Below are 14,418 nucleotides of genomic sequence, written 5' to 3'. Positions count from 1 at the left end.
ATCCTCATGACCGCACGCACCACGTATCTCCTGGTGGACGGTGAGAACATCGACGCCACCCTCGGCGTCTCGGTGCTCGGCCGACGACCCCAGTCCGACGAGCGCCCCCGCTGGAACAAGCTGCTCCAGCACGCCGAGCACGCCTGGCGCCAGCCGGTGCGGGGCCTGTTCTTCCTCGCCGTCGGCGACAGCCTCCCCTCCGGGTTCGTGCAGGCCCTGATCGCACTGGGGTACAAGGCGATCCCGCTGCGCGGCGAGGGCAAGGTCGTGGACATCGCGATCCAGCGCACCGCCGAGGCGCTGCAGGACCGCCCGGCGGACGTCATGCTGGTCAGCCACGACAAGGACTTCGTCCCGCAGATGACGGACCTCGCGGCGACCCCGGACCGGCGCACGGCGCTGGTCGGGTTCCGCGAGTTCATGGCCACGGACCTGCAGGACATCCCCGGGATCGAGTTCCACGACCTCGAGTACGACGTGCACGCCTTCACGAGCCGTCTGCCGCGCGTGCGGATCATCGACATCGACGAGTTCGACCCGCTGGAGTTCATCCTCTGACAGATCGACGACCGATCGGTCCTCGGACTGTACACACCACGGGGTGGGCGCCCAGGGTGGGGACATGGCTGGATACACCACGACCAACCCGACCACGGGACGCACCGACAAGCAGTTCCCTGCTCTGGACTCCGCGGGCGTGGAGGACGTGCTCCGACGGACGCACGCCGCCTTCCCGGACTGGCGGGGGACGCCCCCGGAGCGACGCGCCGAGATCCTCGAGCGCGTCGCCGACGCCTACGACTCCCGCTCAGAGGAGCTGGGACGACTGATCGCCACCGAGATGGGCAAGCCCCTGGCACAGGGGATCGGCGAGGCCGAGCTGGCCGGATCGATCTACCGGTGGTACGCGACGCACGGCCCCGAGCTGCTCCAGGACGAGCTGCTGGACCCGCAGGGAGCGCAGGAGTCGCTCGTGCAGACCGAGCCGATCGGCCCGCTGGTCGGCGTGATGCCCTGGAACTTCCCGTACTACCAGGTGGCCCGCTTCGTCGCCCCCAACCTGATGACCGGCAACACGATCATCCTCAAGCACGCGGAGATCTGCGCCGGCTCCGCCGAGGTGATGGCCGGGATCCTGCACGACGCCGGGGTCCCCGACGACGCCTACGTCAATGTCTTCGCCGATCACGACCAGATCGCCGAGATGATCGCCGATCCGCGCGTGCGCGGGGTGTCCCTCACCGGCAGCGAGCGAGCAGGGGCCGCCGTCGCCCGGACTGCGGCGGAGCACCTCAAGAAGTCCGTGCTGGAGCTGGGCGGCTCGGACCCGCTGATCGTGCTCGAGGACGCCGACATCGCCCGGGTCGCCCGCGCGGCGGCCACCGCGCGGCTGTCGAACGCGGGCCAGGCCTGCAACTCCCCCAAGCGCATGATCGTCCCGAGCGCACGGCTCGACGAGTTCGTCGCGGCGATCGTCGAGGAGTTCGAGGGCGCGACGCTCGGGGACCCGCTGGACGAGGGCGTCGACGTCGGTCCGCTCTCCTCGCTCGGCGCGCGCGACGGCGTCGTCGAGCAGGTCGCCCGCGCCGTCGAGCAGGGAGCGACTCTGCACACGGGAGGCGACGCGCTGGACCGGGAGGGCGCGTTCATGCGACCCGCCGTGCTCACGGGGGTCACCCCCGACATGGACGCCTACTCCGAGGAGATCTTCGGCCCGGTGGCGGTCATCTACGGTGCGGAGTCCGTCGATCACGCCGTGGAGCTGGCGAACGACGTGTCGTTCGGGCTGAGCGGCTCCGTCTGGAGCGAGGACCTGGCCCGGGCGCAGGAGGTCGCCGACCGCCTGGACGTGGGGATGGCGTACGTCAACGAGCACGGGACGACGCTGCCCGGGCTGCCCTTCGGCGGGGTGAAGCGCTCCGGCTACGGCCGCGAGCTCGGCCGCTGGGGCATGGGCGAGTTCGTCAACGTCCGCCTGCGCCGCACCGCCGTGCGCTGAGCGCGGCCGGGGGACGCACTCCGCGGCGGCGATCGACGGCAAGTGCTCAGCCCGTCGTCACCGGCTGGTCACTTCCCGGTGCTGGGGTGGAGCGCATGCTCCACGCACCCCGGACCCCAGCCCGCCGACACGACTCATCGCTCGCCCTCCCTCCCCTCGGCCGACGCACCCTCCTGGTCGGGGCGGGCCTCGCTATCGGCGGCACCGCCGCCTCGGCCCTCCCCGACCAGCGCGCCTTCGCGGAGGACGCGGGCCTGGACCCCACCGGCACCACCCTCGAGGCCGCCGCGGTGCCCGAGGCCGGGGAGAACGACTCCTACCGTCGTCTCACCGCCGGCCCCGGCTACGCCTTCGAGGTGCGCGAGGACGCGCTGGACCGCGCCCCGCAGGCCTCCCGTGCCGACACCCGCGTGCCGCTGGCGGCCTTCGTCCAGTTCACCGACCTGCACGTGCTCGACGCCCAGTCCCCGATGCGCTTCGAGTTCCTCCACGACATCACCGGCTCCGCCTTCCGCCCGCAGGAGTCGCTGACCACCCAGGGCGCCGTCTCCCTCATCGAGCGGGTCAACGAGCTGCGCCGCGGCCCCCACACCGGGCGCGACCTCGACTGCGTGGTCACCACCGGCGACAACACCGACAACCACGAGCACGTGGAGCTCGACTGGTTCCTCGCCCTCATGAACGGCGGGGAGATCACCGCGAACACCGGGGCCGACGGGACCTGGGAGGGCGTGCAGACGGGCGGCTCGACCCACTACTGGCATCCAGGCGGCGAGGTCGAGGACCGCTACGCCGAAGCCGGTTTCCCGCAGCTGCCCGAGCTGCTCGCGGGCGCCATGACCACCCACACGAGCCCCGGCCTGGACATCCCCTGGTTCAGCGTCTTCGGCAACCACGACGACTCGATCAGCGGAACCCTCCCCACGGACTGGGACGTCCTGCGGGAGATGTACACCGGCTCGTGGAAGTTCACCGGCTTCGCCTCGGAGACCGCGAACCGGCAGCTCGAGGCGCAGGTGCGCACCGCGGAGGCCGGCGGCACCGGCGAGGCGCAGCGCCAGGCGCTCTCCAGCTCCTTCGACCCCGAGCGCCGGTACGAGGTCACGCCCGACGAGCGCCGCGAGCCCTTCACCCCCGAGGAGTACATCCGCGCCCATCTGGGCCAGACCCCGCGCGTCGGCACCCCCGGGCACGGCTTCACCGAGGAGAACGCGGTCGAGTCGACCGGCTACTACACCTTCGAGATCGCGCCGGGCGTGGTCGGCATCGCGCTGGACTCCACCAACCGTGCCGGCTTCACGCAGGGCTCCCTGGGCCACGCCCAGTACCGCTGGCTCGAGGAGACCCTCGAGGAGGGCTCCAGCCGCTACTACGACGGGATCGGGCGCCTGCAGCGCACGCAGTCCGAGGACACGTACTTCGTGGTCTTCAGCCACCACACCCCGGACACGATGAACAACCTGCTGCTCGAGCCCGGCGTCGGTGAGCTGCGCCATGCCGGCTGGGACGTGGAGAACCTGCTGGGCCGCTTCCCGAACGTGCTCGCGTGGGTCAACGGCCACACGCACACCAACACGATCGCGCTGCACGGCGACGACGTCGCCGAGCGCCGCTACTGGAAGATCACCACCGCCTCGCACGTGGACTTCCCGCAGCAGGCGCGGGTGCTCGAGGTGGTCGACAACCGCGACGGGACGCTCTCTCTGCTCAGCACCCTGATCGAGGCGAAGGCCCCGTACCAGGGCGAGGGCCTGGCGAGCCTGTACCGGGAGCTGTCCTTCAACGACCTCCACGCCGAGCGGGCCCAGGAGGGCGAGGGGAAGGACCGCAACGTCGAGCTGCTGCTGGCGGCGCCGGGGCACTGAGAGCGGGCCGGCCCGGTCCTGCGGGACCGGGCGCTCCGCCCGCCGCCCTGAGACGGAGAATCCCCTCTGACCTGCTGGTCAGAGGGGATCTCTCGCGGTGCGCAAGGGGGGACTTGAACCCCCACGCTGTTGCCAGCACACGGACCTGAACCGTGCGCGTCTACCAATTCCGCCACTTGCGCGTATCTCCGGCACCGGGTCTCGTGGCGCCGAGGCCGAAGGTTCCCTCAGGTTACCCCCGCCGAACCCTGAGCCCAAGCCGACATCCTGCACAGTAACGAACGCCACTCCGGGCCGGTTCGGCGCTCGACGCTCAGCGCATCGACTCGGCCTCCTCGAAGGCGGCGTCGATGTCGGCCGGATCGATGCGGCGACGGCCCACCACCACGTAGAGGACGGTCGCGACGATCACCGCGGGGATGCCGACCATCGCGGCGACCTGCATGCTGGGCCGCACGAACACGGTCGCGAAGACGGCGGCGAGGCCCACCAGGCCGACGCCCGCGGTGACCACGCCGCCCGGCATGCGGAAGGTGCCGCCCCGCTCGCCGCGTCGGCGGAAGGCGATGTAGGTCGCGAGGATCAGCGCCCACACCATGATCACCGAGAACACCACGAGGCTCATCATGTAGCCGAACACCCCGCCCACGCCGCTGAAGGCCAGCAGCGCGGCACCGATCAGTCCGATCGAGCTCAGGGCGATGCCGACGGCGGGGACGCGCCGGGCAGTGACGTGCCCGGCGAAGCGCGGCGCGAGCCCGTCGGAGGCGAGGGAGTGCAGGATCCGGCTGCCGGCGTAGAGGTTCGCGTTCGCGGCCGACAGCGCCGCGACCAGCACCAGCAGGTTCGTGATGTGGGCGGCGCCGGGGATGCCGATCCGGTCGAAGACCATCACGAAGGGCGAGGTGGCGACGTCCTCGCCGGTGCCGGCGGCCTGCTGCCAGGGGACCAGGCACACGACGATCCCGATGCACAGCACGTAGAAGAAGGCCAGGCGCACGATCGTGGTGCGCGCGGCGGTGCGGATCGAACGAGCGGGATCCTTCGCCTCGGCGGCGGTGATCGAGAGCAGCTCGATGCCCCCGAAGGAGAACATCACCACCGACAGCGCGACCCACACCGCGGCCCAGCCCATCGGGGCGAAGCCGCCGTCGGCCGTGAGCTCGACGAAGCCTGGCGCGCCCTGGCCGGGCATCCCGAAGAGCACCAGGACGGCGCCGATCAGGATGAACACGAACACCGCGATCACCTTGATCGAGGACAGGAGGAACTCGATCACGCCGAAGGAGCCGACGCTGGAGAGGTTGATCGCGATGATCAGCGCCGCGAACAGCAGGATCCCGGCCCAGATCGGCACCGCGGGCACCCAGTAGGCGAGATAGGCGGCGCAGGCCACCAGCTCCGCGCCGGTCACGCAGACGGTGACGATCCAGTACAGCCAGCGGCTGAGATAACCCCAGAACGGGGAGAGATAGCGGGCGGCGAGGGTGCCGAAGCCGCCGCGCACAGGGTGGCGCGAGGCCATCTCGCCCATCGCCAGCGCGATCGTCGCGGCGATCATGGCCCCGAGCGCGAAGGAGATGATCACGGCGGGACCGGCGATGCCGATCGCCTCGCCGGAGCCGAGGAACAGGCCGGTGCCGAGCGCGGAGCCCATGGCGATCATCGCCATCTGGCCGTGGCCGAGCGAGCGGGCGAGCTGCCCGCCCGAGCGCTGGTCGGAGGAGGAGGTCTGGGTGGTCACCCGTCGAGGGTAGCCCCGTCCGGCGGCGGTGCCGGGGACCTGTCAGCCCTCGGTGTCGAGGTCGTCGCGCACGGTGGCGTTCACCCCGACGAGCAGCAGCGCCCCGCACCGTGACGGTGCGGGGCGCTGAAGGGGGACCGCGCGGATCGTTGATCAGACCGGGTCAGGCGCTGCCTGCTTCCCTGATCTCCTACCGCTCGTACCTCGCAGTACGTCGATCAGGCCTTGGCGGCACCCTTGGCGGCGACGACCTGGATGACGAGGTTCGCGAAGATCTCGTCGTGCAGGCGCACGGTCGCCTTGTGCTCGCCGAGCGAGCGGATCGGGGTGGCGAACTCGACGGTGCGACGGTCGATGTCCTTGTCGAACGTCGCCTTGACGCCCTCGGCGACCTCCTTGGAGGAGACCGCACCGAACAGACGGCCGTTCTGGCCGGCGCGCTCGGCGATGACGACGGGCTTCGACTCGAGCGTCGCCTTCAGGGCCTGCGCCTCCTCGATGTTCGCGATGGCGCGCTTGCCGCGGGCCGCACGGATCTGGTCGAGCTGACGCTGACCGCCCTTGGTCCACGGGGTCGCGAGACCGCGGGGCAGGAGGAAGTTGCGGGCGTAGCCGTCCTTGACCTCGACGACATCGCCGGCGGCGCCGAGGCCGGTGACCTCGTTGGTGAGGATGAGCTTGCTGGTCATGTGCTTCCCTTCCTCGCTCAGCGACCGGAGGTCGAGTACGGCAGCAGGGCGATCTCGCGGGCGTTCTTCACGGCCTTCGCGATCTTGCGCTGCTCCTGGACGGAGACGCCGGTGACCCGACGGGCGCGGATCTTTCCGCGGTCGGAGATGAACTTGCGCAGCAGCGCGGCGTCCTTGTAGTCGACGGTCTCGAGACCGGCGGCCTTCAGCGGGTTCTGCTTCTTCTTCGGCTTGCGAAGAACAGGCTTGGCCATCGTGGTGCTCCTTCTTTCTGAGGGGAGCCCGGGCATGCACCCGGGATGGGGTTGTTCTTAGGGGTTCTCTGCGCGGGGTGCCGGGATCCGACGCGCCGATCAGAAGGGCGGGTCGTCGTACCCGCCCTGGTTGCCTCCGCCGGCCCACGGGTCGGCGTTGGGAGCGCCCTGCGGCGCGTTGTAGCCGCCCTGACCGCCCTGGTTGCCGTATCCGCCCTGGCCGCCGAAGCCGCCCTGGCCGCCGCCCTGCGGGGCGCCGCCGCCGAAACCGCCTCGGCCGCCGCCACCGCCGCCGCGCTGGACCTTGGTGGCCTTCGCGGTCGCGTAGCGGAGGGAGGGGCCGATCTCGTCGACGTCCAGCTCGATGCTGGTGCGGTTGTTGCCCTCGCGGTCGGTGAAGGAGCGCTGCTTGAGGCGGCCCTGTGCGATCACGCGGGAACCCTTCTCGAGCGACTCAGCCACGTTCTCCGCGGCGTCGCGCCAGATGGAGCAGCGGAGGAACAGCGCCTCGCCGTCCTTCCACTCGTTCGACTGACGGTCGAAGGTGCGGGGGGTGGACGCGATGGTGAACGACGCGACCGCGACGCCGGACTGCGTGAAGCGCAGCTCGGGGTCCGCGGTGAGGTTGCCGATCACCGTGATGACGGTGTCATTCGCCATGGGTGCTCCTCTGCTCCGGGGGTGTGGTGGATCGTGCGGGGGTCAGAGACGGCAGATCACTCGGCGTCGAGACGCATGAGCTTGGTGCGCATGACGGACTCGTTGAGCCCGAGCTGACGGTCCAGCTCCTGCGCGGTGGACGCCTTCGCGGTGAACTGCAGGACGATGTAGATGCCCTCGGACTTCTTGTCGATCTCGTAGGCGAACTTCCGCTTGCCCCAGACGTCGACGTTGTCGATGGTGCCGCCCTCGGTCGGGACGACCTGGACGAGCTTCTCGAAGGTTCCGGTGACGGTCCGCTCATCGACGGACGGGTCGAGGATCACGACCATTTCGTACTTGCGCATGTTCTGGTACCCACCTCCTGTGGTCTCTGCGGCCACGGTCTCTCCGTGGCAGGAGGGTTCATGCCGCCCGTGCGGGCATCGGCGATGCACGTCACGGACCGCAACATCCTACCCGTGCCCTGGAGCATCGGCCAGGGAGTGCCCGCCGGTGCGCGGCGCATCACAGGGCGTGCGCGAGCGGAGCCGCACGGCGCGGCACGACCGATCGGTCCGTCCGCACCACCGCGCCCGCCCTACCGTGGGTGGATGACCAGCACCGATGAGCGCCCCACGCTGCGCCGCACCGTCACCACCACCGGGCTCTTCCTGTTCATCCTCGGGGACGTGCTCGGGGCGGGGGTGTACGTGCTGGCCGGGGAGATCGCGGGCATCGCCGGCGGCGCCCTGTGGGTGCCGCTCGTGGTGGCGCTGCTGCTGGCCCTGCTGACCGCCGGCTCCTACGCCGAGCTCGCGACGAAGTACCCCCGGGCGGGAGGCTCCTCCCACTACGCCACCCGCGCGTTCGGCCCCTTCGCGGGGTTCCTCGTCGGGTTCTGCATGCTCTCGGCCGGAATCGTGTCCGTCGGCGCGCTCGCGCTGGGCTTCGCCGGGGACTATCTCGGCGCCTTCGTCAGTCTGCCCGTCGTGCTCGTGGTGGTCGTGTTCCTCGCCCTGCTCGCGGCGCTGAACACCCGCGGCATCTCCGAGTCGCTGGGCGCGAACCGCGTGGCCACCCTGATCGAGGTGGGCGGCCTGCTGCTGGTGATCGTGCTGGGCGGAATCGTGATCGGCCGGGGCGAGGGCGACCTGGGCCGGCTCACGGAGCTCGGGACCCCCGAGAACGGACCGGTCGCGGCGGTGCTGGCCGGCACCGTCCTCGCGTTCTACTCCTACGTCGGCTTCGAGACCAGCGTGAACATCGCCGAGGAGACGAAGGACCCCTCGCGCTCCTACCCCCGCGCCCTGTTCGGTGCGCTGATCGTCACCGGTGTGGTCTATGCGCTGATCGGGGTGGTCGCCTCCGCCGTCGTGCCCACCGAGGAGCTCGCGGGCTCCTCCGCACCGCTGGCCCTCGTGGTCGAGGCGGCGGGCATCGTGCCGCCGGTCGTGTTCAGCGCGATCGCGCTGATCGCGGTGGCGAACGGTGCGCTGCTGACGGGCATCATGAGCTCCCGCCTCGCCTACGGCATGGCGTCCGACGGACTCCTGCCGCGGGTGCTCGCACGGGTCCTCCCCGGGCGCCGCACCCCGTGGGTCGCGATCCTCGTGACCACGGCGCTGTCGCTCCTGCTCGCCCTCACCGGGACCATCGACGTGCTCGCGGGCACCATGGTGCTGCTCCTGCTGGTGGTCTTCCTCTCCGTGAACGCGGCCGTGCTGGTGCTGCGCCGCGACCGGCCGGAGCACCGTCACTTCCGCGTCCCGGCCGTGCTCCCGGTCGGGGGCCTGGTCTCGTGCCTGCTGCTGATGACGCAGGTCGAGTGGGCGGTGTGGCGGCTGGGGCTCCCGTTCCTCGTCGTGGCGGCGCTGCTCGCGGGCCTCGCCGCATGGCGGCGGCGCCGGGCCGGTGAGCTCACCGGCGCCGGCGCCGCCTGAGGCTCAGGCCCCCGCGGGGAACCGCTCCCAGACGCGGTGGCTCCCGAGCAGGGCGATGATCTCGCCGAGCACGCTCTCGCCGTCCTCGCCGGCGACGAGCCCTGCGCCGCCGGGGGCGGTGCGCGCCTCGAGCGCCTCGCGGCCGGGGCCCCAGGCGCCGATCGCCTTCGCGTGGCGCCAGCACTCGTCGATCAGCTTGCCCACCCGCGGCTCGACCTCGCCGTTCCCGGGCGCGCCGGCCTTCGAGTCCACCGACGGGCGGGAGTCCGGGGCCAGGAGCGGGTTGCCGGCGAGCAGCAGGGCGTCCACCTCGACGGAGGCGGCGGTGCCGAGCGTGCGAGCCACCGGCACTCCGGCGACCTCGCCGCCGCGGGGCGCAATGACCAGCGGGGTCATCGAGGCGGCGACGATCGCCTCGTGCAGCTCCAGCAGGCCCGCGTTGTCCGCCTCGGGGTCGACGACGATGCCGATCTTCCTGCCGTCGACGGGCCAGCTGCCGCCGAGCTGGGACAGCGGTGTGCTGGTGGCCGGCCCCTCCTCGGACCCGTCGGCCGGGACCGTCGGCTCCGGGGCGGGCAGGCCGAGGGCCGAGGCGACCCGTGCGCAGAGCTCGCCGTCGATGTTCGCCAGGCTCTGCAGCTGGCGCTCCTTGATCGTGTTCTCGTAGCACTTGCCGAGCTCGAAGGAGTACGCGTCGACGATGTGGTCCTTCTCGACCGGCGTCATGCTGCGCCAGAACAGGCGGGCCTGGCTGAAGTGGTCCTCGAAGGTGGCCGAGAGCTCCCGCTCCTTCACCCCCTCGGGCACCCGGACCGGCAGGTCCTCGAAGGCGCCGTCCATCTCGCCCGCCATGAACGGGCAGCCCCCGTCCAGGGAGTTCGGCTGATAGGGCGCGACACCGGCGTGGTCGCCCTGCTGGCCGTAGCCGTCCCGGAGCATGTCGTTGACCGGGGCGTGCGCACGGTTGATCGGCAGCTGCGCGAAGTTCGGCCCGCCGAGCCGGGTGAGCTGGGTGTCGACGTAGGAGAACAGCCGCACCTGCAGCAGCGGATCATCGGTGACGTCGATGCCCGGCACCAGATGGCCGGGGTTGAAGGCGACCTGCTCGGTCTCGGCGAAGTAGTTGCTGGGGTTGCGGTCCAGGGTGAGCCGGCCGATGGGCTGCACCGGCGCCAGCTCCTCGGGCACGAACTTCGTGGGGTCCAGCAGATCGATGCCCTCGAAGCTCTGCTCCTCGTTGTCGGGGAACACCTGGATCCCGAGCTCCCAGCTGGGGTGGGCGGCGGACTCGATCGCATCGGCGAGGTCGCGGCGGTGGAAGTCCGGGTCGTTGCCGCCCAGGAGCTGCGCCTCCTCCCAGGTCAGCGAGTGCACGCCGAGCTGAGGCTTCCAATGGAACTTCACCAGCGAGGTCTCCCCGGCGGCGTTCGCGAGCCGGAAGGTGTGGATCCCGAAGCCCTCCATCATCCGGTAGGAGCGCGGGATGCCGCGGTCGCCCATGAACCACAGGGTGTGGTGCTGGGCCTCGGTGTGCAGGGAGACGAAGTCCCAGAAGGTGTCGTGCGCGCTCTGGGCCTGGGGGATCTCCCGATCAGGATGGGGCTTGGCGGCGTGGACGACGTCGGGGAACTTGATGCCGTCCTGGATGAAGAACACCGGGATGTTGTTGGCGACCAGGTCGAAGGTGCCCTCGTCGGTGTAGAACTTCGTGGCGAAGCCGCGCGTGTCCCGGGCAGTGTCCATCGAGCCGCGCGAGCCGACGACGGTGGAGAAGCGGGTGAACACCTCGGTGCGCTTCCCCTTGGCGAGGAATCCGGCGCGGCACACGGGCTCCGCGGTGCCGTACCCCTCGAAAACGCCGTGGGCGGCGGCGCCGCGGGCGTGGACCACTCGTTCGGGGATCCGCTCGTGGTCGAAGTGGGTGATCTTCTCGCGCAGGTGGTGGTCCTGCAGCAGCACGGGGCCGCGTCTTCCCGCCTTCAGCGAGTGGTCGGTGTCGCGCAGCCGCGCTCCCTGCGAGGTGGTCAGGAAGGCGCCCTGCTGGGCGTTCGTGCTGTGCGCCGGTCCCGGCTCGGCGCCGGTGGGCGTGCGCGGCTGCGCACCCTGCTGATCGGGCTTCGGCGGGAGGGGCCCGTCCGGTGTGGTCGGCTCCTCGAGCTGGGGCGGGCGGCTGCCGGGTCGGCCGGGAGCTGGGGTCGGGGTCTTCTTCGGAGGGGTCATGACGTGTCTCCTCGGGGGGCTCGCGCGGGTCATCGCTGACGCAGGTCACGGTAGGCGTGCACGCGGCGGACCGACAGTCGCCCGAGCGTTCGTGCAGGGCACTGCGCAGAACGATCGGTCCGTGCGGCCGGGCCGATCGGTCCGAGGAGATCAGCAGGCGCCTGCCTGGCCGACCTCGCGATCAGCCCTTCGACCGGTTTCCGCGCATGGCGCGCTTGGCACGGGCGAACCAGCCTCCGGTGGAGATCGCGTTCGGGACGCCGCCGCCGGCCATGAAGCCGGCGGTCTGCCCCATCAGGCGGGTGTGGCAGCTCTCGCACAGTCGACGGCCCGTGATCGAGCGGTGCACCCTCCCGCGGATCCGGTTGCGGCACTGCTCGCAGCGGGCGGCCACAGTCAGTCCCCTTCTCGGCTGCCGCTGCGGCCCTCGCGGCCGCCTCCGGCCCCCTGGCCCTCGCCGGGCAGCAGGTCCTCGACCTCGGGGAGACCGGCGTCGGCCTCCTCGTCGCCACCCTGCTCGTCGGCCGACGGCTCCTCGGTGGGCTGGTCCGCAGGAGGCTCCTCGTCCGCGGGCGGCTCCTCCGACGAGGGCTCCTCGGTGGGCTCGGGCTCCTCCGTCGTCGGCTCCTCCGTGGTCGGCTCCTCGGTCGTGGGCTCCTCCGTCGTCGGTTCCTCGGTGGTGGGCTCCTCCGTGGTGGGCTCCTCGCTGGGCTCCTCCTGCGTCGGCTCCGGGGCCTGGGTCGGCTCGGGCTCCTGCGTGGGCGGCGGGACGTAGCTGCGCTCCTGCGTCTCGTTGTCCAGCTGCACCTCCTCGGGGAACTCGAGGTACTCCTCGCCCTCCAGGGAGGTCGACATGATGTCGCCCCAGATCTGGGTGGGGAAGGTGCCGCCGGTGATGTTCTGCTCCCCGCCGAAGGGGGTCAGGGTCTCCTCTGAGGTGCCGTCGGCCGAGGGCTGGAACATGCCCACGGCGGTGACCAGCTGCGGGGTGAAGCCCACGAACCAGGCCGAGCGGAACCGCTCGGAGGTGCCGGTCTTGCCGGCGACCGGGCGGCCGCCCATGACGTTCTGCAGGTCGCGCGCGGAGCCCTGGGTGGGCGGGCCCTGCAGGGCGACGGTCGCGTTGATCGCGACCTCCTCGTCCATGCCCTGGGTGTCCGTGGTCTCGTGCTCGTAGCGCGAGGAGCCGTCGGGCCGGGTCACGGACTGCACGACGTAGCTGTCGCGGTGCACACCGCCGGACGCGATCGAGCCGTACACCTCGGCCATCTCCGCGACCGTCGGGGAGGCGGAGCCGAGCACGTTCGCGGCGTCGTCGGTCAGGCCCGGGGTGTCCTCCGGCAGGCCCAGGGAGATCGCGGTCTGCTGGGTCCGCTCGGGGCCGATCTCGAGGTTCGCCTCCGCATAGGCGGTGTTGATCGAGTTGGTGGTCGCCGTCTCGAGGGTGACCCGTCCGTAGTCGGTGTCATTGAAGTTCTTCACCGTCCAGCCGCCGCGGAAGGTCTTCGGCGAGTTGCCGTCCCAGCGGGAGTCCAGCGGGTAGCCGTCCTCGAGCGCGGCGATCAGGGTGAAGGTCTTGAAGATCGACCCGGCCTGCATGCGGGACTGGGTGGCGTCGTTCTGCGCCTGGGTGACGTAGTCCGCGCCGCCGTACATGCCGCGGATCGCGCCGGTGGAGGGGTCCATCGTCACGGTGCCCACGCGGTTGTTCTCGGGCCGATCCTCGGGCAGTTTCTCGACGGCCTGGACGGTGTTCTCCTGGATCGCGGGGTCGATCGTGGAGACGATGGTGAAGCCGCCGGTGTTGATCTCGTCCTCGGTGAAGCCCTCGGCGATCAGCTCGTTGCGCACCTGCGACAGGAGATAGCCGTTGGTGCCGCCGAGGGAGTTCTCGGAGTTCGGCTCGACCGTCTTCGGGAACTCGAGGGCGTCCGCCTCGGCGGGGGTCATCTGCTCCTCGGCGACCTGGCGGGTGATCACCCGGTCCCACAGCTGAGTGGCGCCCTCGAGGTCGTTCGCGGGGTCGTAGGTGGAGGGGCTCGGGATCACCGCGACCAGCAGCGCGGCCTCGGCGTCGGTGAGCTCGGAGGCGTCCTTGTCGAAGTAGGCCTGGGAGGCCTCCTGCACGCCGTAGGCGCCGCGGCCGAAGTAGATGGTGTTGAGGTAGCGGGAGAGGATCTCGTCCTTGGAGAGCTCCTGATCCGCCTTCAGCGCCATGACCGCCTCCTTCGCCTTGCCGACGTAGGAGGTCTCGGTGCCGGTGTAGTACCGCTCCACGTACTGCATGGTGATGGTGGAGCCTCCCTGGCGGGCCCCGCCCTGGAGGTTGTTGACGAAGGCGCGGACGATGCCGCGCGGGGAGACGCCGCGGTTCTCGTAGAAGCTCGAGTCCTCGCTCGCGACGACGGCCTGCTTGACGTTGTCGGGGATCTCGTCGGCCGGGAGCTCGGTGCGGTTGATCTCGCTGAACTTGCCCATCTCGGTCTCGCCGTCGGCGAAGTAGACGCGGGAGGTCTGGGCGAGGGCGAAGTCGGAGGGCTCGGGCACCTCGGTGTCGTTGTACAGCCACACCGCGAAGCCGAGCCCGGCCAGCACGAACAGCGCCATGGCGCCGACGATCATGCGCAGCGAGGGAATCCAGCGCCAGGGGTTCTTCTTCCCGGCGCGGGGGTAGTTCAGGAAGTTCGTCGCCGCGACCTTCTTCCCGCGACCCTTCCCCGCGCCCTTCGGGGCGGCGCCGGCGTGGCGGGCGCTCACGGAGGTGCGGGAGGTGGGGCGCTTCGCGGAGCTCGCGGAGGCGGCCGACGTGCTGGCGGCGGCGCCTGTCCTTGCGCCGGAGGTCCCCTTCGACGAGGTGCGGCTGGTGCCCTTGGCGCTGCCGGTGCTCTTCGAGGAGCCGCTGCGGCTGCTGCCCTTGGCGGCGCCGCCCGCGGCGGACTTTCCCGAGGGCGTGCGCTTCCCCGAAGGCGTGCGGCGCACACCCGCGGCGCGGCGGTTGCCGCCGCCGCTCGACGGGCGTCGGGACTCGCTCATGGCTGCTCCTGGTCCTTCGGGGGCATGGACGG

General features: G+C 71.1%; 12 protein-coding genes and 1 tRNA gene. 4 read left to right on the top strand and 9 right to left on the bottom strand.

Going from position 1 to position 14,418, the window contains the following annotated elements; translation table 11 throughout:
- Nucleotides 1-6: 6 nt before the first annotated feature.
- The 3 genes from RBL05_RS10470 to RBL05_RS10460 all read left to right on the top strand — a co-directional run bounded on the left by RBL05_RS10470 (nt 7) and on the right by RBL05_RS10460 (nt 3,864).
- Nucleotides 7-558 carry an NYN domain-containing protein gene (locus tag RBL05_RS10470; protein ID WP_070501056.1) on the top strand — a complete coding sequence of 184 codons (552 nt, stop codon included), beginning with the start codon at nt 7-9 and terminating at the stop codon, nt 556-558.
- A gap of 64 nt (nt 559-622) precedes the next feature.
- A complete protein-coding gene (locus RBL05_RS10465; RefSeq protein WP_308739543.1) occupies nt 623-1,999 on the top strand; it encodes an NAD-dependent succinate-semialdehyde dehydrogenase in 1,377 nt (458 codons plus the stop codon).
- Between the two features lie 95 nt (nt 2,000-2,094).
- The gene (locus RBL05_RS10460; protein ID WP_308739544.1) at nt 2,095-3,864 is read left to right on the top strand and encodes a TIGR03767 family metallophosphoesterase; all 1,770 of its coding nucleotides are present in this window, start codon (nt 2,095-2,097) and stop codon (nt 3,862-3,864) included.
- Nucleotides 3,865-3,962: 98 nt separating this feature from the next.
- Here RBL05_RS10460 and RBL05_RS10455 read toward each other — a convergent pair.
- The 6 genes from RBL05_RS10455 to rpsF form a co-directional block, all read right to left on the bottom strand.
- Nucleotides 3,963-4,046, bottom strand: a tRNA-Leu gene (locus RBL05_RS10455).
- Nucleotides 4,047-4,177: 131 nt separating this feature from the next.
- Entirely contained in the window at nt 4,178-5,608 is a 1,431-nt protein-coding gene (locus RBL05_RS10450) for an amino acid permease (RefSeq protein ID WP_308739545.1), read from the bottom strand.
- Between the two features lie 218 nt (nt 5,609-5,826).
- Nucleotides 5,827-6,297 (bottom strand): 50S ribosomal protein L9, encoded by a 471-nt coding sequence (gene rplI, locus RBL05_RS10445; protein ID WP_308739546.1) that lies wholly within the window; start codon nt 6,295-6,297, stop codon nt 5,827-5,829.
- A gap of 17 nt (nt 6,298-6,314) precedes the next feature.
- Nucleotides 6,315-6,551, bottom strand: coding sequence for a 30S ribosomal protein S18 (gene rpsR / locus RBL05_RS10440; RefSeq protein ID WP_010533203.1), 237 nt, complete (start codon nt 6,549-6,551; stop codon nt 6,315-6,317).
- Between the two features lie 99 nt (nt 6,552-6,650).
- Nucleotides 6,651-7,211, bottom strand: coding sequence for a single-stranded DNA-binding protein (locus RBL05_RS10435; protein WP_308739547.1), 561 nt, complete (start codon nt 7,209-7,211; stop codon nt 6,651-6,653).
- A gap of 56 nt (nt 7,212-7,267) precedes the next feature.
- Complete coding sequence (gene rpsF / locus RBL05_RS10430) at nt 7,268-7,558, bottom strand: 30S ribosomal protein S6 (protein WP_259882529.1); 291 nt, start codon at nt 7,556-7,558, stop codon at nt 7,268-7,270.
- Between the two features lie 246 nt (nt 7,559-7,804).
- On the opposite strand from rpsF, the gene RBL05_RS10425 reads away from it, so the two are divergent.
- A complete protein-coding gene (locus RBL05_RS10425; RefSeq protein ID WP_308739548.1) occupies nt 7,805-9,133 on the top strand; it encodes an APC family permease in 1,329 nt (442 codons plus the stop codon).
- A 3-nt stretch (nt 9,134-9,136) separates the two neighbouring features.
- On the opposite strand, the gene RBL05_RS10420 is transcribed toward RBL05_RS10425, so the two are convergent.
- The 3 genes from RBL05_RS10420 to RBL05_RS10410 all read right to left on the bottom strand — a co-directional run bounded on the left by RBL05_RS10420 (nt 9,137) and on the right by RBL05_RS10410 (nt 14,386).
- Nucleotides 9,137-11,353, bottom strand: a complete 2,217-nt coding sequence (locus RBL05_RS10420) for a catalase (protein WP_308739549.1) — start codon at nt 11,351-11,353, stop codon at nt 9,137-9,139.
- Between the two features lie 181 nt (nt 11,354-11,534).
- On the bottom strand, nt 11,535-11,747 hold the full coding sequence (locus RBL05_RS10415; protein WP_062946931.1) for a hypothetical protein: 213 nt from the start codon (nt 11,745-11,747) through the stop codon (nt 11,535-11,537).
- A gap of 2 nt (nt 11,748-11,749) precedes the next feature.
- Complete coding sequence (locus RBL05_RS10410; protein WP_308739550.1) at nt 11,750-14,386, bottom strand: transglycosylase domain-containing protein; 2,637 nt, start codon at nt 14,384-14,386, stop codon at nt 11,750-11,752.
- Nucleotides 14,387-14,418: the final 32 nt, after the last annotated feature.

Origin of the sequence: Brachybacterium sp. GU-2 (assembly GCF_030866705.2) — a bacterium.
Lineage (GTDB): Bacteria > Actinomycetota > Actinomycetes > Actinomycetales > Dermabacteraceae > Brachybacterium > Brachybacterium conglomeratum.
The sequence above is the reverse complement of the archived record's forward strand: the minus strand, read 5'-3'. Positions and strand labels throughout refer to the sequence as shown.

What these genes read in the sequence shown, in the direction of transcription:
- RBL05_RS10410 (WP_308739550.1), bottom strand. Translation starts at nt 14,386, where the DNA reads ATGAGCGAGTCCCGACGCCCGTCGAGCGGCGGCGGCAACCGCCGCGCC.
- RBL05_RS10420 (WP_308739549.1), bottom strand. Translation starts at nt 11,353, where the DNA reads ATGACCCCTCCGAAGAAGACCCCGACCCCAGCTCCCGGCCGACCCGGC.
- RBL05_RS10465 (WP_308739543.1), top strand. Translation starts at nt 623, where the DNA reads ATGGCTGGATACACCACGACCAACCCGACCACGGGACGCACCGACAAG.
- rpsR (WP_010533203.1), bottom strand. Translation starts at nt 6,551, where the DNA reads ATGGCCAAGCCTGTTCTTCGCAAGCCGAAGAAGAAGCAGAACCCGCTG.
- RBL05_RS10460 (WP_308739544.1), top strand. Translation starts at nt 2,095, where the DNA reads ATGCTCCACGCACCCCGGACCCCAGCCCGCCGACACGACTCATCGCTC.
- RBL05_RS10425 (WP_308739548.1), top strand. Translation starts at nt 7,805, where the DNA reads ATGACCAGCACCGATGAGCGCCCCACGCTGCGCCGCACCGTCACCACC.
- RBL05_RS10470 (WP_070501056.1), top strand. Translation starts at nt 7, where the DNA reads ATGACCGCACGCACCACGTATCTCCTGGTGGACGGTGAGAACATCGAC.
- rplI (WP_308739546.1), bottom strand. Translation starts at nt 6,297, where the DNA reads ATGACCAGCAAGCTCATCCTCACCAACGAGGTCACCGGCCTCGGCGCC.
- rpsF (WP_259882529.1), bottom strand. Translation starts at nt 7,558, where the DNA reads ATGCGCAAGTACGAAATGGTCGTGATCCTCGACCCGTCCGTCGATGAG.
- RBL05_RS10435 (WP_308739547.1), bottom strand. Translation starts at nt 7,211, where the DNA reads ATGGCGAATGACACCGTCATCACGGTGATCGGCAACCTCACCGCGGAC.